The organism is Novosphingobium sp., assembly GCF_040398825.1.
Taxonomy (GTDB): domain Bacteria; phylum Pseudomonadota; class Alphaproteobacteria; order Sphingomonadales; family Sphingomonadaceae; genus Novosphingobium.
In genome coordinates, this window is the sequence record NZ_JBBATI010000008.1 from 16,031 (window position 1) to 37,553 (window position 21,523).

General features: G+C 64.5%; 21 protein-coding genes. 14 read left to right on the forward strand and 7 right to left on the reverse strand.

Annotated elements, in window-relative coordinates; translation table 11 throughout:
* Positions 1-7: 7 nt before the first annotated feature.
* From argF to ABWP89_RS06075, 3 genes are all read right to left on the reverse strand, one after another.
* Complete coding sequence (gene argF, locus ABWP89_RS06065; protein ID WP_353227938.1) at positions 8-946, reverse strand: ornithine carbamoyltransferase; 939 nt, start codon at positions 944-946, stop codon at positions 8-10.
* On the reverse strand, positions 943-2,136 hold the full coding sequence (locus tag ABWP89_RS06070) for an aspartate aminotransferase family protein (RefSeq protein WP_353227939.1): 1,194 nt from the start codon (positions 2,134-2,136) through the stop codon (positions 943-945). The genes argF and ABWP89_RS06070 overlap by 4 nt, the downstream gene beginning before the upstream one ends.
* A gap of 169 nt (positions 2,137-2,305) precedes the next feature.
* Positions 2,306-3,103 (reverse strand): cold-shock protein, encoded by a 798-nt coding sequence (locus tag ABWP89_RS06075; protein ID WP_353228043.1) that lies wholly within the window; start codon positions 3,101-3,103, stop codon positions 2,306-2,308.
* A gap of 306 nt (positions 3,104-3,409) precedes the next feature.
* Here ABWP89_RS06075 and ABWP89_RS06080 point away from each other — a divergent pair, with 306 nt between their 5' ends.
* The 5 genes from ABWP89_RS06080 (at position 3,410) to ABWP89_RS06100 (ending at position 6,350) form a co-directional block, all read left to right on the forward strand.
* Positions 3,410-3,853, forward strand: coding sequence for a protein tyrosine phosphatase family protein (locus ABWP89_RS06080; RefSeq protein WP_353227940.1), 444 nt, complete (start codon positions 3,410-3,412; stop codon positions 3,851-3,853).
* On the forward strand, positions 3,850-4,332 hold the full coding sequence (locus ABWP89_RS06085) for a hypothetical protein (RefSeq protein ID WP_353227941.1): 483 nt from the start codon (positions 3,850-3,852) through the stop codon (positions 4,330-4,332). The genes ABWP89_RS06080 and ABWP89_RS06085 overlap by 4 nt, the downstream gene beginning before the upstream one ends.
* Entirely contained in the window at positions 4,329-5,270 is a 942-nt protein-coding gene (locus tag ABWP89_RS06090) for a sterol desaturase family protein (protein WP_353227942.1), read from the forward strand. Before ABWP89_RS06085 ends, ABWP89_RS06090 begins: the two co-directional genes overlap by 4 nt.
* Before the next feature lie 147 nt (positions 5,271-5,417).
* Positions 5,418-5,807, forward strand: coding sequence for a lysozyme inhibitor LprI family protein (locus tag ABWP89_RS06095; RefSeq protein ID WP_353227943.1), 390 nt, complete (start codon positions 5,418-5,420; stop codon positions 5,805-5,807).
* A 75-nt stretch (positions 5,808-5,882) separates the two neighbouring features.
* On the forward strand, positions 5,883-6,350 hold the full coding sequence (locus ABWP89_RS06100) for a GNAT family N-acetyltransferase (protein WP_353227944.1): 468 nt from the start codon (positions 5,883-5,885) through the stop codon (positions 6,348-6,350).
* Between the two features lie 12 nt (positions 6,351-6,362).
* On the opposite strand, the gene wecC is transcribed toward ABWP89_RS06100, so the two are convergent.
* Genes wecC through ABWP89_RS06115 form a run of 3 tightly spaced genes read right to left on the reverse strand, consistent with a single transcriptional unit; the run spans position 6,363 to position 9,833 of the window.
* Positions 6,363-7,667 carry a UDP-N-acetyl-D-mannosamine dehydrogenase gene (gene wecC / locus ABWP89_RS06105; RefSeq protein WP_353227946.1) on the reverse strand — a complete coding sequence of 435 codons (1,305 nt, stop codon included), beginning with the start codon at positions 7,665-7,667 and terminating at the stop codon, positions 6,363-6,365.
* Positions 7,657-8,796: a non-hydrolyzing UDP-N-acetylglucosamine 2-epimerase gene (gene wecB / locus ABWP89_RS06110; RefSeq protein ID WP_353227947.1), complete on the reverse strand. Its 1,140-nt coding sequence runs from the start codon at positions 8,794-8,796 to the stop codon at positions 7,657-7,659. Before wecB ends, wecC begins: the two co-directional genes overlap by 11 nt.
* Before the next feature lie 50 nt (positions 8,797-8,846).
* Complete coding sequence (locus tag ABWP89_RS06115) at positions 8,847-9,833, reverse strand: agmatine deiminase family protein (protein ID WP_353227948.1); 987 nt, start codon at positions 9,831-9,833, stop codon at positions 8,847-8,849.
* Between the two features lie 49 nt (positions 9,834-9,882).
* Between ABWP89_RS06115 and ABWP89_RS06120 the strand changes: the two genes are divergently transcribed.
* The 8 genes from ABWP89_RS06120 (at position 9,883) to ABWP89_RS06155 (ending at position 19,088) form a co-directional block, all read left to right on the forward strand.
* Positions 9,883-10,368 carry a DUF7662 domain-containing protein gene (locus tag ABWP89_RS06120; protein ID WP_353227949.1) on the forward strand — a complete coding sequence of 162 codons (486 nt, stop codon included), beginning with the start codon at positions 9,883-9,885 and terminating at the stop codon, positions 10,366-10,368.
* On the forward strand, positions 10,365-10,727 hold the full coding sequence (locus tag ABWP89_RS06125) for a type II toxin-antitoxin system VapC family toxin (RefSeq protein WP_353227950.1): 363 nt from the start codon (positions 10,365-10,367) through the stop codon (positions 10,725-10,727). The genes ABWP89_RS06120 and ABWP89_RS06125 overlap by 4 nt, the downstream gene beginning before the upstream one ends.
* Complete coding sequence (locus ABWP89_RS06130; protein ID WP_353227952.1) at positions 10,724-13,429, forward strand: bifunctional [glutamine synthetase] adenylyltransferase/[glutamine synthetase]-adenylyl-L-tyrosine phosphorylase; 2,706 nt, start codon at positions 10,724-10,726, stop codon at positions 13,427-13,429. Before ABWP89_RS06125 ends, ABWP89_RS06130 begins: the two co-directional genes overlap by 4 nt.
* 3 nt (positions 13,430-13,432) lie before the next feature.
* On the forward strand, positions 13,433-13,900 hold the full coding sequence (locus tag ABWP89_RS06135; protein ID WP_353227954.1) for a peroxiredoxin: 468 nt from the start codon (positions 13,433-13,435) through the stop codon (positions 13,898-13,900).
* A gap of 4 nt (positions 13,901-13,904) precedes the next feature.
* Entirely contained in the window at positions 13,905-14,705 is an 801-nt protein-coding gene (locus tag ABWP89_RS06140) for a ferritin-like domain-containing protein (RefSeq protein ID WP_353227955.1), read from the forward strand.
* A 220-nt stretch (positions 14,706-14,925) separates the two neighbouring features.
* Complete coding sequence (locus ABWP89_RS06145) at positions 14,926-15,618, forward strand: M23 family metallopeptidase (RefSeq protein ID WP_353227956.1); 693 nt, start codon at positions 14,926-14,928, stop codon at positions 15,616-15,618.
* Between the two features lie 609 nt (positions 15,619-16,227).
* Positions 16,228-17,763, forward strand: coding sequence for an acyl-CoA synthetase (locus ABWP89_RS06150; RefSeq protein WP_353227957.1), 1,536 nt, complete (start codon positions 16,228-16,230; stop codon positions 17,761-17,763).
* Between the two features lie 23 nt (positions 17,764-17,786).
* Positions 17,787-19,088, forward strand: a complete 1,302-nt coding sequence (locus ABWP89_RS06155) for a cytochrome P450 (RefSeq protein ID WP_353227958.1) — start codon at positions 17,787-17,789, stop codon at positions 19,086-19,088.
* A 138-nt stretch (positions 19,089-19,226) separates the two neighbouring features.
* On the opposite strand, the gene galU is transcribed toward ABWP89_RS06155, so the two are convergent.
* On the reverse strand, positions 19,227-20,120 hold the full coding sequence (gene galU / locus ABWP89_RS06160; RefSeq protein WP_353227959.1) for a UTP--glucose-1-phosphate uridylyltransferase GalU: 894 nt from the start codon (positions 20,118-20,120) through the stop codon (positions 19,227-19,229).
* 117 nt (positions 20,121-20,237) lie between these two features.
* Here galU and murA point away from each other — a divergent pair, with 117 nt between their 5' ends.
* A complete protein-coding gene (murA, locus tag ABWP89_RS06165; RefSeq protein WP_353227960.1) occupies positions 20,238-21,521 on the forward strand; it encodes a UDP-N-acetylglucosamine 1-carboxyvinyltransferase in 1,284 nt (427 codons plus the stop codon).
* Positions 21,522-21,523 lie beyond the last annotated feature (2 nt).

Genomic DNA, 21,523 nt, shown 5'->3' on the forward strand with positions numbered 1-21,523 from the left:
CATCGGTTCAGATCTGCCCGAACGCCCAGCGCAAAATGGCCTTTTGCGCGTGGATGCGGTTCTCCGCCTCATCCCACACCACCGATGCCGGGCCGTCGATCACGTCCGCAGTCACTTCTTCACCGCGGTGCACCGGCAGGCAATGCAGGAACAGCGCATCGGGCCGCGCATGCGCCATCAGCGCGGCATTGACCTGGTACGGCGTCATCGCCGCCAGCTTTTCATGCGCCTGTGCCTGCCCCATCGATATCCAGGTGTCGGTGGCGACCACATCGGCACCAGCAACCGCCGCCACCGGATCGCGGGTCACGGTGATTCGCGCGCCCAGCGCCTGCGCCCGCGCGATGAACCCCGGATCGCTGTCATAGCCGGCGGGCACACCCAGGTTCAGGTGAAACCCGGCCAGGCCGGCCGCCTCGACAATCGAATTGACCACATTGTTGCCATCGCCCAGCCACGCCCATTGCTGCCCCGCGAGCGTTTTGCCGCACGCTGCCGCATGTTCGGTCACGGTCTGCAGATCGGCGACGATCTGGCACGGGTGCGACAGATCGGTCAGCCCGTTGATCACCGGCACCGTGGCATAATGCGCCAGTTCCTCGATCTTGGCATGGTCATCGGTGCGCAGCATGATCGCATCGACCATGCGGCTGAGCACGCGCGCGGTATCGGCAATGGTTTCGCCACGCCCCAATTGCGTCGATCCGGCTTCGAGAATCAGCGCAGAACCACCCAGCTGGCGCATCGCCATGTCGAACGACACGCGTGTGCGGGTGGAATTCTTTTCGAACACCATCGCCAGCACGCGGCCGGCCAGCGGCGCATCGGCATCGACCTGCCCCTTCGGCAGTGCCACACGTGCCGCCTTGCGCGCGATCGCTTCGTTCAGGATTGCCTGCAGCGCAGGCGCACCGGCGTCGGACAGATTGAGGAAATGCCGGGTCATGCCGCGCCGGCCGCGGCTGTAAAGCTGGCCGCACCGGCCGACAACCGCTCGATGAACTCATCGATATGGGTATCGTCGATCACCAGCGGGGGCAGCACGCGCATGGTCATGTCGCCGGCGGCGACCGTCAGCACCTGGTGGTTGTCGCGCAGATGCGCGACGAACGCGCGCGGTTCGATTTTCAGCCGGATCCCCAGCATCAGGCCCTTGCCGCGCACCAGTTCAAACAGATCGGGATAATTGCCGATGAACTGTTCGATCCGCGACCGCAGCCGCGCGCCGGTGCTGCGCACATTGGCCAGAAATTCGTCGTTGGCGACGACATCCAGCACCGCGCCAGCCGCCGCCATCGCCAGCGGGTTGCCGCCATACGTGCTGCCATGCGTGCCGAACACCATGCCGCGCGCCGCGTCCTGCGTCGCCAGGCACGCGCCCAGCGGAAAGCCGCCACCCAGCCCCTTGGCCGTGGCCAGGATATCGGGGGTCACGCCGTATTGTTCATAGGCGTAAAGCGATCCGGTGCGCGCCACGCCGCACTGCACTTCGTCAAAAATCAGCAGCAGGCCGTGCTTGTCGGCAAGTGCGCGCAAGCCGGCGATGAATTCCTGCGAACCATCGCGGATGCCGCCTTCGCCCTGAATCGGCTCGACCAGGAAACCGGCAGTGTGCGGGCCGATCAGGGCCTCGGCCGCGGCGAGATCATCGAACGGCGCGTATTTGAAACCGGGCAGCAACGGCATAAAGCCCTTGTGCATCTTTTCCTGATCGGACGCGCTGATCGTGGCCATGGTGCGGCCGTGAAAGGCGTTGTTGAACGTGATCAGTTCATACCGGTCGGTGTTGCCGGCGTGCTGGTGATAGGCGCGCGCGGTCTTGATCGCGCATTCGACCGCTTCGGCCCCCGAATTGGTAAAGAACACCGTGTCGGCAAAGGTCAGATCGACCAGCCGCTGCGCCACCGCTTCACCCTGCGGGCTGCCATAGAGGTTCGACACGTGCATCAGTTCGGCGGCCTGGCGCTGGATCGTGCCGATCAGGTGCGGGTGCGAATGGCCCAGCAGATTGACCGCGATACCGCTGGCGAAATCCAGATAGCGCGTGCCATCCTCACCAATCAGATGGCAATGCTCACCACGCACCGGACGCACGCCACACCGGGGATAGACGGGCATAAGCGGGGTGATGGTCATGGCATGCTCCTGCATCAAAGGTCGGATTGGAATAGAAACGGGATCGGTAAAAATGAAGCCGGGAAACGGAAACGACAAATGGCGGCCCCGAACGGAGCCGCCATTTGCGCGTTTTTAAAGGCTTGTCGCCAGCGGGTCAAACCGCCGGATGGGCAAGCAAATCGGTTGGTCAGCCCTGCCGCGGCACCAGGTTGACAGCCGAATGTTTGCCTCGTCGATCGACTTCGAGGTCAAATTCCAGCCGGTCGCCCTCGTTCAGTTCGCGCATCCCGGACCGTTCGACCGCACTGATGTGCACGAACGCATCGGGCTGCCCGTCGTCGCGGGTGATGAAGCCAAAGCCCTTCATGGCGTTGAAGAACTTGACCGTGCCAGTGGCCTTTTCACCGGTCAGCTGGCGCTGCGGTGCAGCGGCCTTGGCCGGAGCCGCGATCACGTCGCCGACAACCTGCAGATCGGCGGCGGACACTTTGCCACCGCGATCGACCAGGTTGAATTCCAGCTGCTGACCTTCGGCCAGGCTTTCCAGACCGGCGCGTTCGACCGCGCTGATGTGCACGAACACATCTTCGCCGCCGTCTTCACGCTGGATGAAGCCAAAACCCTTTTGGGCGTTGAAGAACTTCACGACGCCCTTGCCGGTGCCGACAACCTGTGCGGGCATGCCGCCGCCGGCACCACCGCCAGCGCCGCCACGGGGACCGCCGAAGCCGCCACCACCGCCGCCGCCGCCGCCGCCACGCGGGCCGCCGCTGAAGCCGCCGCGATCACCGCCGCCGCTAAAGCCACCACGATCACCGCCGCCAAAGCCGCCACGATCGCCGCCGCCGCTGAAGCCACCGCGATCACCGCCGCCAAAGCCACCACGACCACCACCGCCGCCGAAACCACCGTAGGGATCGAAATTGTCTTCGCCGAAACCGTCGCGCTTGTCGCGTCCGCGACGCCGCCCTCTGTCAAAACCCATAGAAATCGATAAACCTTGTTTCCGCCCCAGTTTTCCTCGGCACCGCAGGCCGGACGCGGGAGCCGGCGGCACGACAACGGATCCTAACCACCCAGAATTGGGGCCGGCTTGGTCCATTACATCACTACTATAACCGACAAAATGACCAAGTGCGAACGGAATCGACGCGAAAACGGTTTTGCAGCTTGCAGTGTGGCATCCTTGCCGACCATGTCCTGTTTCCTTCCGCCGCCGAACCGGCTAGGGGATCGTGGACCGGCGCAACCGCCAAATCCCGCCCTTTTTGATACAGAGGCCAGCGCGTTCATGTTCATACCCCTTGATGACCGGATCATGGTTTCAGCCCAGATCAGCATCGACGATGTCGCTACGGCACAGGTGCTGGGCGTCGGCCTGATCATCAACAACCGTCCCGAAGACGAATCGGCAGACCAGACCCCGGGCGACGCAATCGCCGCCGCGGCCGCCGCCGCTGGCATCGCCTATGTGGCGATTCCCGTCACCCACGCCGGGTTTTCGCATTCGCAAGTTGTGGCAATGGACGCCGCGCTGGCACAGGCCGGCGACGCCCCGGTGCTGGCTTATTGCCGGTCGGGCACGCGATCGACGCTGCTGTGGGCGCTGACCATGGCCGCCGCCGGCATGGCGCCCGCCGCAATCGCCGCCAAGGCTGCGGCAGCCGGCTATGACGTGTCGCCGCTGCGCGCGCAGATCGACATGCTGCATGCCCAGGCCGGGGCGCGCGAATGAGCGGAGCCTTTCGCGAAACGGTGACTGCCCTGCTGGCCCGCCCCGACGTCGGCCCGGTGCTGGTGCAGGTGGCGACCACGCTGGTTTCGCTGGTGATGATCCTGGGGCTCTATGCGCTGGCGCGGTCGTTGCGTCTGGGCGGGGATCAGCGGATTGCCGATGCCGATCACGCCAAGCGGCTGGCCGAAGAAACCTGGCCCGGCTTTGCCGCGACCGAGGTCACACTCGATCGCGCGCGGATCGGCGCGCTGGTGCGCAATGTGGAAGGCCGCGTGCTGCTGATCCGCCGCCATGGCGCGCGCTTTGTCGGCCGCGAATTGACCACGCACGATGGCATCCGGCTCGATCGCCATACGCTGACGCTGGAAACCGGCGATCGCCAGGCCGGCACGCTGACCATCGATCTGGGCGCCGATGCGCAGATCTGGGCGGCCAGCCTGCGCCGGCTGATTGATCCGGCGCGCGGGGCCGTGGCATGAACGCGACCATGCTGTCCGATTTCGCCACGCGCGCCGCCACCGTCGGCGTTGACGTGGTGCCGTTTGCCGTGCCGTTTTTCATTTTGACCATCGTGATCGAAATGGTCTGGGCAGCGCGCCGCGACCCCACCGCGTATGAACCCGGTGATACCCTGACATCATTGGCGATGGGCCTGGGCAGCACGGTGGCCGGCGCACTGGTCGCCGGGCTGATCGCACTCGTGATGGGGTGGCTCTATGCCCACCGTGTGGCCACCGTGCCGGTGCTATGGTGGACGCAGTGGTGGATGTGGATCGCGGTATTTCTGCTCGATGATTTCAACTATTACCTGTTCCACCGCTCCGCGCATCGCATGCGCTGGTTCTGGGCCAGCCACGTCAACCACCACACCAGCCAGCATTACAACCTGTCAACCGCGCTGCGCCAGACCTGGACCGGCTTCCCCGCGCTGTCGTTTGCGTTTCGCGTGTGGCCGGCGTTCATCGGCGTGCCGCCGGGCATGCTGTTGACCGTGGGCGGGATCAACCTGGTCTATCAATACTGGATCCATACCGAGGCGATCCGCCGCATGCCGCGCTGGTTTGAAGCGGTGATGAACACTCCGTCGCACCACCGCGTCCACCACGCCACCAACCCGCGCTATCTCGATCGCAATTTCGCCGGCGTGTTCATCGTGTGGGACCGCCTGCTGGGCACGTATCAACCCGAACGCGATGATGACCCGGTGCGCTATGGAGTCGTCCACCAGCTCGGCACGTTTTCGCTGCTGACCGTCGCGTTCCACGAATGGGCCAGCATCGCCCGCGACCTGTGGCGCGCGCCGTGGTCGGCCAAACTGGGCTATGTCGTGCGCCCGCCGGGCTGGAGCCACGACGGGACCCGCGATACGTCGGACATGATTCGCGCACGGTGGCTGGCGGGGCAGGAGCAGGTTTAGCGGGCCTCCGGCGGGCGTTTAAGGGGCCTCCGGCGGGCAAGGGCTATTGCCCTTGCATCCCGGTAAACTGGCGCGCGGATTTAGTGCGGCGTGCTGCTCCGATGCTGTATTGGTGTCTTCCGACGATAGGGGGGCGAAGCAATGGCAATGTTGGGTCTGCTTGCAAGCGCAGCGATGGCGGCAGCCACACCCACTGCGGCAGACACGTGGCAACAGTGCATTTCCAACACCTCAACCAATGCCGAATGGAGCGGCTGCGGCACGACCTATCTGGACCGTCTGGACGCCGACCTCAATGTGGTCTGGAAAAAGGCCAATGCCGCTCTGCCCGACCAGCCAAGCCGCAGCCAGTTGCTGGAAGAACAGCGGGCCTGGCTCCGCTTCCGGGACGCGTCGTGCCAAGTCTATGCCAGCGGCGCATTTGGACGCGAAGGGCAAGTGCTCCATTTCGTCGCGTGCCGCGGCGAGATCATCGAAGCCCGGATCGCGACCCTGAAGGGCATCACCGAATTAAGCCATCAGGACGCGACCCCGTGATGGGATGCAAGGGCAAACACCCACAAGCGGGCCGACGTCACGACGGCAGCCGCGACCCATCATTCGAGAGAAACGATGATCGTAGAAACGACCGGCGAAGATTACGCTGCCTTGCTGAGCGGTTGCGCGCCGCGAACCTTCGAACTTGCCGATACACCAATCGCGCCGATCGAAGTGCTCCAGATGCTGGCCGATTTGGCGGTGCGGGTGAGTGCCTCGTTTTCGCCCGCGTCATGGCTGATTGTCGAGGAGAACGAGGTTACAGGCATGTGCTCTGTTACCCGCCCACCGGCAGGGGGTGTCGTTGACATCGGCTATGGCATCGCCCCCAGCCGGCAAAACAGGGGGATTGCCCAGCGTGCCGTTGGCGACATTGTGCAGTGGGCGCGAAGTACGCCGGGTGTGGATGCCTTGACCGCCGACACAAGTCCCGCAAACCTGCCGTCCCAACGCGTTCTGGCGCGAAACGGCTTCTGCCGTGTCGGAGAACGTGTGGATGAAGAGGATGGCCCTTTGATATCCTGGCGTTGTCCGACTGCGTAAGTCTGTCAGCCCCTATCCAACCAGCCGCAACCCCGCCGCATCCGGCCCCGCAACAGGCTGATCAGGCCAGATGCCGCGCGTGTCATACACGGCGTGGCCGACGCGTTCGGCCAATGGCACCACGCGGAATATGTCGTGATCGACCAGCACGATCAGCACGTCGCAGGTTTCCAGCGCCATATCGATATCGATCAGCGTGGCGCCGGTGTCGGTGAATTCCACCGGCAATTGCGCGGCGTAAGGCTCGACAATGTGCACCCGCGCGCCAAACCGGCGGGCGATGCGCGCGGCAACGAAGCGTGCCGGGCTTTCGCGGAAATCGTCGATGTTGGCCTTGAACGCCAGCCCCAGGCACGCGATGCGCGCAGCGGGATGCGCGTCGATCAGCGCCACGGCGCGGTCGATGACATGGTGCATCTTGGCATCGTTGACGCCGCGGGCAGTGCGGATCAGCGGCGTTTCATCAGGCGCGCCGTGGACGATGAACCACGGGTCGACCGCGATGCAATGCCCGCCCACGCCCGGCCCGGGTTGCAGGATGTTGACGCGCGGGTGGCGGTTGGCCAGCCGGATCACTTCCCACACGTCCAGCCCCATGCGGTCGGCGACGATCGACAGTTCGTTGGCAAAGGCGATGTTGACATCGCGATAGGCGTTTTCGACCAGCTTGGTCATTTCCGCCGACCGCGCATCGGTGGTGATACAGGCACCGCGCACAAACCGTTTGTAAAACGCCAGCGCCTTGCGCGCGCAGCGCGGCGTGATCCCGCCGATCGATCGGTCGTTGTTGGCCAGCTCTTCCAAAATGCGGCCGGGCAGCACGCGTTCGGGGCAATAGGCAATCGCCACATCGGGGGTTTCGCGGGTGGTGCCGGGAAAGGTCAGATCGGGGCGCAGCCCGGCCATCAGGTCGCGCATCGCCTCGGTCGTGCCAACCGGCGAAGTGGATTCCAGGATCACCGCATCGCCGGCCTTGAGCACGGCGGCGACTTCGGTCGCGGCGGCCATGACATAGGACACATCGGGGGTGTGGTGGCCGTCCTTGGCAAACGGTGTCGGCACCGCGATCACAAACACATCGGCGGGTTCGATCTGGGTCGATGCGCGCAGCAACCCGCGCTGCACCACGCCGCGCACCAGCCCGTCCAGATCGACTTCCTCGATATGGATTTCGCCGCGGTTGATGGTATCGACCACCGATTGCGTGACATCCAGCCCCAGCACCGGGCACCCGGCGCGCGCGATGATTGCCGCGGTTGGCAACCCGATATAGCCCAGGCCCACGACGCAGACCTTTGGTTTCACATCACCCTGCATTGGCAATCAGCTCCATGATGCGGCGCGCGGTCTGGCCATCGCCAAACGGATTGTGGGCGCGCGCCATCTCGTCATACGCTGCCTTATCATCCAGCAGCGTGAAAATTTCGGTAACGATGCGCGCCGGATCGGTGCCGACCAGCCGCGCGGTGCCGGCGGCAATGCCTTCGGGCCGTTCGGTGGTTTCGCGCATGACCAGCACCGGCTTGCCCAGCGCGGGCGCCTCTTCCTGCACGCCGCCGCTGTCGGTCAACATGATCTCTGCCAGCCCCAGCAGATGCGCGAAATGCGGGTAATCGAGCGGTTCGATCAGCGCCACATTGTCCAGCCCGGCCAGTTCCGCCTCCATCACCCGGCGGACATTGGGATTGGGATGGACCGGAAAGATCAGCGCGACATCATCGCGTGCGGCAATCTGGCGGATCGCGCGGGCAATCGATTCGAGCCCGCCGCCAAAATTTTCGCGGCGATGGCTGGTCACGCCGATGATGCGTTTGCCGGCAAAGCGCGTTTCCAGATCGCGCAAGCCCGCTGCCAGCGCGGGTTCCGCCGCGATCCGCGCGGTTACCCAGTGCAGCGCATCGATCACCGTGTTGCCGGTAACATGGATGGTATCGGCCGCGACGTTTTCGGCGCGCAGCGCGGCGGCGGCGGTTTCGGTCGGCGCGAAATGCAGCGCGGCGATCGTGCCGATGATCTTGCGGTTCACCTCTTCGGGCCAGGGGTGATAGATGTTGTGGCTGCGCAGGCCAGCCTCGACATGCGCCACGCGGATCTTGCGGTAATAGGCGGCGAGCGCGCCGGCCATCGCGGTGGCGGTATCGCCCTGCACCACCACCCAATCGGGCTTTTCGGCATCCATCACTGTGCCCAGCCCGGTCAGCAGCGCAGCGGTCAGCGCGTCCAGCGTCTGATCGGGGCGCATCAGATCCAGATCATGATCGGCGGTGATCCCGGCAATCGCCATGACCTGGTCCAGCATGCCGCGATGCTGCGCCGAAATGCACACGCGCACGGTGAAACGCGGGTCGGCACGCAGCGCGTGCACCACGGGAAACATCTTGATCGCCTCTGGCCTGGTGCCAAAGATGATCAGGATGGTCTGGCGTGCGGCAGAAAGCTCGGTCATGCCAGTGCCCTACCCTGTCGAGGTTAATACGCGCATAAACGTGCAAGATTTCAGGCGGCCGGCAATTGCTGGCTGGAACAATGAAACCCGCCGCCGCCGGCCAGCACCGCATCGGCCATCAGCCCGATGGTTTGCCGCCCCGGAAACAGCGCAGCGATGGCATCCACGCCGGCGTGATCGTGCACCGATCCGAACACCGGCACGATCACGGCGTGGCTGGTCACGACAAAGTTCATATAGCTGGCGGGTTGCACCATACCATCCCGCACGATCCGGCCCGGCGATGGCACCGGCACCACCTCAACACCGAACGTGCGCGCGCGCGCCGCGGCATCGGCATAGATCGCCGCGTTGGGATCATCCGCCCCGGTCGCCACCGGCACCGCCAGTCGATTGGGCGCAACAAACCGCGCCAGATTGTCGACATGGCCATCGGTATGATCGTTGATCAGGCCGTCACCCAGCCACAACACGCGGGCAAACCCCAGATCGCGCTCAAGCCGCAGTTCCAGATCGGCGCGCGACAGGTGCGGATTGCGGTTGGGGTTGAGCAAACACTGCTCGGTAGTCACCACCAGCCCGGTGCCATCACCATCGAGCGCACCGCCCTCCAGCACCCAGTCGGCACGCGTCGCGGTCAGATCGACGCTGCGGGCAAGGTCTGCGCCGATCGTCTGGTCCCCCGGCATCACATATTTGCCGCCCCAGCCGTTGAACCCGAACAGCCGCGCCTTCCGGTTTCCCGCCCCATCACAAACCACCAACGGCCCGGTATCGCGCAGCCACACATCACCATAAGTGCGCATGTCCAGCGTGACTGCATCGCTGACCAGCGCGCGTGCCCGCGCCGCATTGGCGTCGTCGCGCACCACCAGCCGCACTGCCTGCCCGGTCTGCGCGACGGCATTGGCAAACGCGGCAATCTGTTCCTGCGCGCGATCGATCACCCCGGACCATTCATCCGCCAGATGCGGAAATCCGATCCACAGCAGGTCTTGCGGGTGCCATTCGGGGGGCATTGAAATAGGTTTTGACATTATCGTCCTGCTATAACATTTAGTACATAATTACTAAAGGAGTTACGTCATGGGAAAATATGATCCGTTACGACGTTACCTCGAAACACGCGATGACGATAGCTGGGAGGCCAGCCTGGCAGACGTGGAAAGTGTGCTCGGATTTGCGCTGCCGAACAGCGCCTATACCTATTACGCGTGGTGGGCCAATGAGACCAGCGGTTCACATAGTCACGCAAAGAGCTGGCAAGAGGCGGGCTGGCATACGCGAGACGTTAATTTGAAGGCGAATCAACTTCGGTTTGAAAGAGTTAGGCCGCGTCGGACGAGCCCCTCTACAACGCGTCAGGCCGAGCCGCAAAAGCCAACCGGCTTCGATGAGTATGGCCAGCTCTTTGACCTTGCTGGCCGCATCCTGAAAATTGACGACCATCGCGAGATTATGCGCGTCGCTCTCGAAACGCTCATCAGGCAATCGGTAAACCGGGAATTGATCAACCTTGGCGGAACGATGCCTGAATTACAGGTGCCGGAACGCGAACGTCCGACTTTATGATCATAATCGACACTTCGATCTGGGCCGACCACTTCCGTCGCGAAGAGCCACAGATTGGCCTCCTGCTTATTGACGGAAATCTCAAGCACCATCCGTTGGTCACGGCCGAGCTTGGAATGGGCAATTTGCGGGACTGGCGCCGAACGATCATCTTGTTGTCGCGACTGCCACAGGCAGTGCACCTGACGAATGATGCCTTGCTCGACTTTGTCGAAGAAATGGAATTGGCCGGGACCGGCATCGGAGCAATCGACGCCCATTTGCTTGGCAGTGCGCATGTGTCCGGGTGCAGCCTATGGACCCGTGACCGAAGACTATTGGCGCAGGCCGAACGTTTGGGCCTGGCTTTCCGGCTGTGACAGCTCGCCAATCCATCGACTGGGCCGATGCCCTGCACCGCGCGCGCCTGCACGCGCCATTTCTGGCGCGGGCGCTGGATCGGCGGCCCGATCTGGGCACCTTGCTTGGTGCGGGAGACGTCGATGCAGCGCTGACCATGGCGCTGGCGGCGGGGCACGGGTGCGACGATGTGGGCGGGGCGCTGCGGCGCGAACGGCTGGCGTTAAGCCTGGTGGTGGCGATTGCCGATCTGGCCGGGGCGTTTGATTTGCGCCAGGTTACCGGCACGCTGTCCGCCTTTGCCGATCGCGCGCTGGATGCCGCGATTGGCGCAGGCATCCGCCGCCGCGTGCCCGATGCGGGTAACGTAGGCTTTTCAGGCATTGCGCTGGGCAAACAGGGCGCGGGCGAGCTGAATTATTCGTCGGACATCGATCCGATCCTGCTGTTCGATCCCGATGTCCTGCCCCGGCTGGCGCGCGATGACCCGGCCGAGGCCGCGCAAATGGTGGCACGCCGGGTGGTGGAATTGCTGTCGACGATGACCGGCGAAGGTTATGTGTTCCGCGTCGATCTGCGGCTGCGGCCCCAGTCGGAAATTACCCCACTGGCGCTGTCGTTCGCCGCCGCGATCACACATTACGAATCGAGCGCGCTGGCGTGGGAACGCGCGGCGTTCATCCGCGCGCGCGCGGCATCGGGCGATCTGCCCCGGGGGCAGGCGTTTCTCGATACGATCCGGCCATTCGTGTGGCGGCGCAGCCTGGATTTTGGCGCGATTGCCGAAATCGGCCGGCTGACCACGCGCATCCGCGACCATTACGCCGGCGGGCAGGTGGTCGGGCCCGGTTATGACCTGAAACGCGGGCGCGGCGGGATTCGCGAGGTCGAATTCTTTGCCCAGACGCACCAGCTGATCCATGGCGGGCGCAACCCGGCGCTGCGGCTGCGCGGCACCCGCGCCACGCTGGATGCGCTGGCGCAGGCCGGGATCATCGGCGCGGAAGATGCGCTGGTGCTGGGCCAGGCCTATGACCGGTTGCGCACGATCGAACACCGGTTGCAGATGGTGGCCGACCAGCAGACGCACAGCCTGCCGCAGGACCCGGCCGCGCTGAACAATGTCGCAAGCCTGGATGGCCTCGCCGATGGCGCGGCGCTGGTGGCGGAATTGACGGCGATTTCGGACCGGGTCGGCACGCGATTCGATGCGCTGATCGCCGCCTGGGCCCCGCGCGGCGCGGTGGCCGTGACCGAAGTGCCGCTGGCGCGCGATCTGGCGCAACTGGGCTTTGCCGACCCCGAAGCATTGGCCACGCGCATCGAAAACTGGAGCAACGGCAAATTCCGTGCGCTGCGCAGCGAAGCCGCGCGAGAGGCATTTGCCCGCATCCGCAGCCCGCTGTTGCGCGCGCTGGCCGCCGCACCCGATCCCGGTCGCGCGCTGTTGCGGTGGGAACAACTGATTGAGCACCTGCCGTCCGCCATCAACGTGTTTCGTTTGCTGGAGGCGCGACCCGCGCTGCTGGATGTGGTCATGCGCGTGCTGGCGCATGCGCCGACGCTGGCGGATGAACTGGCCCGCCGCGCCGACCTGCTCGACACGCTGATCGACCAGACCGTGTTTGCCCTGCCCGGCGATGTCGACAGCATTGCCGCGGCACTGGCGCGCACCGAACCGGGTGAGGATTACCAATGCCTGCTGGACGCGGTGCGGCGCCGGGTGGGCGAACTGCGCTTTGCACTGGGGGTGCAGCTGATCGAACAGGCGCACGATCCGCTGGCGATCGCCGCCGCGCTGTCACGCGTGGCCGAAGCGACGATCCGCGTGCTGGCCGCGGCGACCGAGGCCGAATTTGCCGCCGTGCACGGCACGGTTCCCGGCAGCCGGCTGGTGATCCTGGGGCTGGGGCGGCTGGGCGGCGGGGCGATGACGCATGCGTCGGACCTCGATCTCATATTCCTGTTCAGCGGCGATTTTGCCGACGAATCCGATGGCGCGCGGCCACTGGGCGCCACGCTCTATTATACGCGGCTGAGCCAGCGGGTGGTGGTCGCGCTGTCGGCGCCGACCGCCGCCGGCGCGTTGTACGATGTGGATACCCGGCTGCGCCCATCGGGCACGCAAGGGCCGATTGCGGTCAGCCTGGACAGTTTTGCCCGCTATCAGGGGCACGATGCGTGGACGTGGGAACACATGGCGCTGTGCCGCGCGCGGCCGCTGTATGGCACCGCCCCCGACTGTGCGGCGCTGGCGGCTATGATCGACGCAGTGTTGGCCACCCCGCGCGATCCGCTGGCCTTGCGCGCCGACGTGCTGAAAATGCGCAGCGACATCGCGCGGCACAAACCGCCCAAAGGCCCGCTGGATGTGAAACTGGCGCGCGGCGGGCTGGTCGATGCCGAATTCATCCTGCATTTCCTGCAATTGCGCGACCACCTTGGCCTCGACCCCGATCTGGGCCAGGCGATTGACGATCTGGCGCAGGCCGGGCTGGTGCCAGTGACGATGCGCGGGGCGTATGATTTGCTGTGCCGGTTGCTGGTGGTGGTGCGGCTGGTTGCCCCTGATGGGGCCTATCCGCCGGTGGCCAGCCATGGCATTGTTGCACAGGCCTGCGGGCGCCCCGATTGGGATGCGCTGCTGGCCGCGATCACCGCCGCCCGGGCAACCATTGCCATGGTGTGGACCGAAACTTTTGACGAACCGCTGGAGATTTGACGCATGACGCTTGCCCTGGGCGAAACGCTCCCCGACATTGCGCTGACAACCCCCGCCGGCGAACCGCTGCGGCTGTCGCAGTTCGCGGGGCAAAAGCTGGTGCTGTTCTTTTACCCAAAGGATGACACCCCAGGCTGCACCACCGAAAACAAGGATTTTTCGGGCCTGGCCGACCGTTTTGCCGCCGCCGGCGTGGCACTGCTGGGGATCAGCAAGGACACCCCGCAAAAACACCAGCGCTTCATCGACAAACATGGCCTGGCCGCACCACTGGCCAGCGATGCGGAAACCGATGGCCTGTCGGATGCGCTGGGCATCTGGACCGAAAAATCGATGTACGGGCGCAGCTATATGGGCATGGAACGCACCACGCTGCTGATCGATGCGGCGGGGCGAATCGCGCGGATCTGGCCCAAGGTCAAAGTGAAAGGCCACGCCGCCGAAGTGCTCGCCGCGGCCGAAGCGCTCTGAACCCATGCCCGATGCCGGTATGACCGTGGCCCGCGCCATTCGTGCGGCGATGCTGACGGCTGACCCGCGCGCCAAGGTCATGGCCACCCGCGCTGTGGCGCGCGACTGGGCGGCGGGGCAGCTCGCGCCGCTGTTCGATGTGGCCATGCCCGATGTCCCCGCACGCCCGGCGCGGCCCGAACTGCTGCCGCCCACGGCCATGCCCAGGCGCGGGCGTGGCGGATCGGCACGCGGGCGGATCGCGCTGATCCACGCGCTGGCGCATATCGAATTCACCGCGATCGATCTGGCGCTGGATGCGGCGGGGCGGTTTGGCGGGGAGCGCGGGCCAGACTTCGTGACCGACTGGCTGAGCGTGGCGGCGGACGAGGCGATGCATTTTTCGCTGCTGGCGCGGCGGCTGATCACGCTGGGCAGCCATTATGGCGCACTGCCCGCGCACGACGGGCTGTGGGATGCCGCGCGCGACACCGCGCACGACCTGGCGGCCCGGCTGGCGGTGGTGCCGATGGTGCTGGAGGCGCGCGCACTGGATGTCACGCCGACGATGATCGAACGGTTCACCGCGGTGGGTGATGTGCGCAGCGCGCGCATCCTGCAACGAATCCTTGACGACGAAATTCGCCACGTGCGGTTTGGCACGATTCATTTCAGCGCAGTCTGCGCAGAACGGGGGGATTCGCCGGCGCAAGCATGGAAAATGCTGGTCGCGCGGCATTTCAGGGGCTTGGTTAAGCCGCCATTCAACGACTCGGCGCGGACGAGTGCCGGTCTGTCGTATGAATTCATGGCAGGGGTTGCCTGATTGCCACACATGCCCCTACCCCACGGGCACTAGGTGAATACCGGGGGGTCGGCCCGGTTTGCGATGTTGCCAGGCCACCCAAATGGCTCTGATCCAGCATCAATCACGCGGCTGGTGATCTGCGAACGGCAGGGGCCAGGCGATTGGAAAAAGGTTTACAAGGGTCGTAATGCTGCAAAACAGGTTCCTCCCTAAATCATTTGGTCGGCTGGTGCTGGTCGTGGCCGCAGGCCTGATCGCACAGCCAGCCCTGGCCAGCAGCGCTGCCTCTGCCGACATCACCGCACCACTGCGCGCGGCCGAAGCGGGCCGCAATGGCACAGCGTCGTTCGGCTCCAGCGCCAGCGACAGCGAATTCCGCCAGCTGTTTGCCAACTGGCGCGCTCTCGACAACGGACGTCCGCTGAATGGCTTTGGCTCATCCAGCTTGGCCGATACCGGCTCCGCCTCCATCCCGATGTTGGTGCCGGTCACCAGCAACCGCGCGATGAGCAGCAATTTCGGCATGCGCACCCACCCCGTGCTGGGCGGATACCGCATGCACAAGGGCGTTGATCTGCCCGCATCGACCGGCACCCCGATCCATGCCACCGCCGATGGTGTAATCGGCCGCGCCGACTGGTTTGGCGGATATGGCCTGTGCGTGGAAATCGAACACGGCGCCAATCTGGAAACACGCTACGGCCACATGTCGCGCATCGCGGTTGCCGAAGGGCAGCATGTGCACAAGGGCGACGTGATCGGTTATGTCGGCTCAACCGGCCGCTCAACCGGCGCACACCTCCATTACGAAGTGCGCATCGGCGGTGAAGCGGTCAACCCGGTGCCGTACCTGCAAATTGCCGAAGCGAGCGCCGGCATCGTGCTGGCCAGCAATGGGACCGCGCCAACCCCGGACAGCCCGGAAGAATAAGCTATTTACCCATAGGCCGAAAACGGCCCTGTCGCGTTTGGGAGAGGATGCGACAAACACGAAAAAGGGCGCCGGCAACGGCGCCCTTTTTTTGATAAAGTTTTTGCGACAACGATTTTGCCAGCTGCGCGCACCCATCCAAACCCACCACGTCATGCCGGACTTGATCCGGCATCCCGCTTTTTTACCTGTGACCTGCGACGCCTACAAAAGCGGGCCCCCGGATCAAGGCCGGGGTGACGAAGATCAGGTTGGCGCGTCTACGCAATCGCAGTTGGATAATGGCCAGCGTGATGCCTCATAGGCATCTGCAAGTGTAGTGAGCCTGTCCAGACGTTTCGCATCGGCTGTTCCTGTCACCGCATTCCACAGGCAGGCTATTTCTTGAATGACAGCCCGGTGGTCTGCGTCGGTGCTAAGGAAATAGGTGTCCATGGGTGTCTCGTCAAAATGCCTGTCTGGTCCAGAACGGCGTTTTACCGGCACCTTGCGCTGAACACCACCCACCAATTCCCGTTGTATTCCTTAACCGTTCGGTTAACATGGCCGCAGCCAACCGCCGCAAAGGCTGCGCCACCGGCCACGGCGGCGCACACGAGAGGACCAGCCATGTCATTCCACCCCAGCGCCCACGCGCGGACCAATCCCGACAAGCCGGCGGTGATCATGGGATCGAGCGGCGAGGTAGTGACCTATGGCGAACTCGATGCGGCCAGCAACCGCTTTGCGCAATTGCTGCGCGCGCGAGGGCTTCAGATCGGCGATACCGTGGCGCTGTGTTTTGACAACAACCCGGTGTTCTTTGCGCTGTGCTGGGGCGCGCAGCGCGCGGGCGTGATCTATGTCGCGATCTCATCGCGGCTGACCCCGCCAGAGGTTGCCTATATCGTGCAGGACAGCGGATCGCGACTGCTGGTCAGCAACAACGCCTTTGCGCCATTGCTGGACGCGGTGGCGCAGGCCCTGCCCGACCTGCCGCAACTGCGGTTGGACGGCACAGGGGATCACGATCTGATCGCGGCGCTGGCGGCAATGCCGGCCGAACCGATCGGCGATGAACGCGCCGGGATCGACATGCTCTATTCGTCCGGCACCACCGGCAAGCCAAAGGGCGTGCGCGTGCCACTGCCCGAAGACCCGGCGATCGGCGCGCCGAACGGCCTGGTCGATATTGCGCGCGGTGCCTTTGGCTTTCACGCTGACACCGTCTATCTGTCCCCCGCCCCGCTCTATCACGCGGCACCGCTGCGCTGGTGCCTGACCGTGCACCGCATCGGCGGCACGGTGGTATGCATGGAAAAGTTCGACCCCGAACACGCGCTGCAATTGATCGAACGGTATCGCGTGACCGAAAGCCAGTGGGTGCCCACCCATTTCGTGCGCCTGCTGAAACTGGATGAGGCGGTGCGGCACCGCTATGACCTGTCATCGCTGGCCTGCGCGGTCCATGCCGCCGCGCCCTGCCCGGTGCCGGTCAAGCAGGCGATGATCGAATGGTGGGGGCCGATCCTGCGCGAATATTATGCCGGGACCGAGGGCAACGGCTTTACCTTCATTTCCAGCCAGGAATGGCTGCAGCGCCCCGGATCGGTCGGGCGCGCGCTGCTGGGCACAATCCGCATCTGCGACGAAGCGGGCGACGAAGTGCCGCGCGGCATTGAGGGCCAGGTGTTCTTTGAAGGCGCCAGCACGTTCAGCTATCACAATGACCCGGAAAAAACCCGCGATGCCACCAACAAGCATGGCTGGACCAGCCTGGGCGATGTCGGCCGGCAGGACGAAGACGGCTATCTGTTCCTGACCGACCGCAAAAGTTTCATGATCATATCAGGCGGGGTAAACATCTATCCGCAGGAGATTGAAAACCTGCTGGTCACCCATCCAAAGGTGGCCGATGTCGCAGTGATCGGCGCGCCCGATGCCGACATGGGCGAACGCGTGGTCGCGGTGGTGCAACCCGCCGATTTTGCCATGGCCGGCCCCGCGCTGGCGGCCGAACTGACCGAATGGCTCAGCCCCCAGTTGAGCCGGGTAAAAATGCCGCGCCAGATCGATTTCCGCGCCGAACTGCCGCGCGAACCCACTGGCAAACTGTTCAAACGCCTGCTGCGCGATGAATACAAGACCGCCGCAACCGCTGTTTGATTGCCCACAAAAGGACCAGACCGATGACCCAGCCACGCGCTGCCATGGTGCCGCCAGACATTGGCGCAGCAGTGATCGACCCGCGCGCCTATGGGGCGTGGACGCCACTGCTGGATCAGTTTGACTGGCTGCGCGACAACGGCCTGGGCGTCGCCAAAGTCGTTGCGCCCGACGACAGTCACGAACCATTCTGGTTGGTATCAAGCTTTGATGCGGTGATGCAGGTCAGCAAGGACAACCAGACTTACCTCAACAACCCCAAAAACGCGGTGTTCACTTTGCGCAGCGTCGATGCGCTGGTGCGCGGGATCACCGGGGGCAGCCCGCACCTGGTCGAATCGCTGGTACAGATCGACGCGCCCAAACATCCGAAGCTGCGCCGGCTGACGCAGGACTGGTTCATGCCCAAAAACCTGCGCAACGTCGAAGCGCAAATCCGTGCCATCGCCGAGCACACCGTTGCTCGCCTGCTGGATTCAGGAAACGAAGGCGATTTCACCAAACTGGTGTCGAGCCCCTACCCCTTGCACGTCGTCATGCAGATCCTGGGCGTGCCCGAAAGCGATGAACAGCGCATGTTGCTGCTGACCCAGCAGATGTTTGGCGGCCAGGATGAAGACCTGAACCAATCCGGCATCCGCAACCTGCCGCCAGAAGTGATCACCCAGATCGTGTCGGGCGCGGTCAAGGATTTCGAAGCCTATTTTGCCGCGCTCGCCGCGGAACGCCGCGCCAACCCGGTCGACGATCTGGCCAGCGTGATCGCCAATGGCATGATCGATGGGCAACCGATCAGCGACCGCGATACCGCTGGCTATTACATCATCGCCGCCAGCGCCGGCCACGACACCACATCGGCATCGACCGCCGGCGCGATGCTGGCGCTGGCGCAGGACCCGGCGCAGTTCGCGCTGGTCAAGGCCGACCGCAGCCTGCTGTCCGGCATTGTCGAAGAAGCGATCCGCTGGACATCACCGGTGCAGCATTTCATGCGTACCGCCGCCGCCGATACCGTGCTGGGCGGGCAGCACATTGCCGCTGGCGACTGGGTGATGATCAACTATGTCGCGGCCAACCATGACCCGGCGCAATTTGCCGATCCACGCCGGTTTGACGCCACGCGCGATGGCAACCGCCACGTGGCGTTCGGCGCCGGCGCGCACCAGTGCCTGGGGCTGCATCTGGCCCGGCTGGAAATGCGCGTGCTGTTCGAAGTGCTGCTCGACCGGATCGACAGCATCGAACTGGCGGGCGAACCCGCACGCGCCAATTCCACCTTTGTCGGCGGGCTGAAACGCCTGCCACTGCGGTGGAAGGCGGCGTAATCTGGTTCGCAAGCGCCACCCACCACCCCGCACCCCCGGCCCATCCGCCCATTCCAGGTAACCTGTGTGCGGATGGGCCGGGGGTACGGGGTGGTGGGTGGCGCTTTCACGCGTCGCAGACGCGTGACAAACGAAAGCCTAATCGATCTGCGCCGCCAGCCGTTTGATCAGCGCGCGCATGTCATCGGCCATGTCGGGGCGGGCCAGCGCCAGTTCCAGCGTGGCCTCGACAAAGCCGGATTTGCCACCGCAATCATAACGACGCCCGGCAAAGGTGACCGCGTGAAACGGCTGATGCCCGATCATCCGCGCCATGGCGTCGGTCAGCTGAATTTCACCGCCGGCGCCTTTGCCCTGGGTTTCCAGCGTGCGCATGACTTCGGGTTGCAGGATGTAGCGCCCGGAAATGATCAGGTTGGATGGCGCGTCTTCGCGTTTCGGCTTTTCCACCAGCCCGGTGACTTCGGTCAGGTCCGCTGACACCCGCGCGCCCGGCTTGATCACGCCATAGCTCGACACTTCGTCTTCGGGCACTTCCAGCACCGAAATCAGGTTGCCGCCAACCTGGTGATAGGCATCGACCATCTGTTTCATGCACCCGGGGGTGCCGATCATCAGTTCATCGGGCAGGAAAATGGCAAACGGTTCATCACCGACGATTGCGCGCGCGCACCAGATGGCATGGCCCAGGCCCATCGGCACCTGTTGCCGCACGGTGACCAGGTTGCCCGGCTGAATGCGAGTCGCGTCGAGCACATCAAGCGGTTTGCCGCGCGCGTTCATGGTCGCCTCCAGCTCGAACGCGGTGTCGAAATGTTCGACAATCGCGGTCTTGCCCCGGCCGGTTACGAAAATCAGCTGTTCAATCCCGGCTTCGCGCGCTTCGTCCACCGCGTACTGGATCAACGGGCGATCGATGATCGGCAGCATTTCCTTGGGGATGGCCTTGGTCGCCGGCAGAAAGCGCGTACCCAGCCCGGCGACCGGAAAGACGGCCTTGCGGATGGGTTTGCGGGTGGTGGTGTCGTTCATGCCGCTGTGCATACCCCGATAATTGTTACAGCGTCGTTATGCTTTGGCGCGGCTGTGAAGCAACAGCTCTTTTTGATGGCGATATTGCGCCGCCGCAGAATCACGGTAAATCGCAGCATGGACAAGATCATCATTCGCGGCGGTCGCCGCCTGTCGGGCACGGTCCCGGTTTCGGGAGCAAAAAATGCGGCGCTGACGCTGCTGCCCTGCGCGCTGCTGACCGATGAACCGCTGACGCTGCGCAATCTGCCGCGTCTGGCCGATATCGACAGTTTTCAGCATTTGTTGAACCAGTTCGGTGTGTCGACCGCGATCGCCGGCGCCCGGCCCGAAGATTTTGGCCGGGTGATGACCCTCCAGGCCACGCGGCTGACATCGACCGTCGCGCCCTATGACCTGGTGCGCAAGATGCGCGCATCGATTCTGGTGCTGGGCCCGATGCTGGCGCGCGCGGGTGAGGCAACGGTATCGCTGCCCGGCGGCTGCGCGATTGGCAACCGCCCGATCGACCTGCATCTGAAAGCGCTGGAAGCGTTCGGCGCGCAGATCGAACTAGCGGCCGGCTATGTGCGCGCATACGCCCCCGATGGCGGACTGCCCGGCGGCGATTACACCTTTCCGGTGGTGTCGGTGGGGGCGACCGAAAATGCGCTGATGGCGGCGGTGCTGGCCACCGGCACATCGACCATGCACAATGCCGCGCGTGAACCCGAAATTGTCGATCTGTGCCAGTTGCTGGTGGCGATGGGCGCGCAGATTGAGGGCATCGGCTCATCCGAATTGACCGTGCACGGCGTGCCCCGACTGCACGGGGCAACCTATATGGTGATGCCCGACCGCATCGAGGCCGGGTCTTATGCCTGCGCCGCGGCGATCACCGGCGGCGAAGTAACGCTGGCCGGCGCGCGGATAGAGGATATGGCGGCGACCGTGCAATCGCTGCGCGATGCCGGCGTGCATGTCGAAGAGGTGCGCGGCGGGGTGCATGTCGCGGCCAATGGCGCGATCCGCCCGGTCACGCTGTCCACCGCGCCCTTCCCCGGCTTTGCCACCGATATGCAGGCACAGCTGATGGCGATGCTGTGCATGGCCAGCGGATCATCGGTGCTGACCGAAACGATCTTTGAAAACCGGTACATGCACGTGCCCGAATTGAACCGGATGGGCGCGCGCATCGAAACCCATGGCCGCACCGCGATCGTGCACGGGGTCGATCACCTGGTGGGCGCCGATGTCATGGCCACCGATCTGCGCGCATCGATGAGCCTGATCATCGCCGGCCTGGCCGCGCAGGGCGAAACCCGCGTCCACCGGGTCTATCACCTCGATCGCGGTTATGAACGGCTGGAAGAAAAACTGGCGCTGCTGGGCGCCGATGTCGAACGCGCCGGCGGGGATTGAAG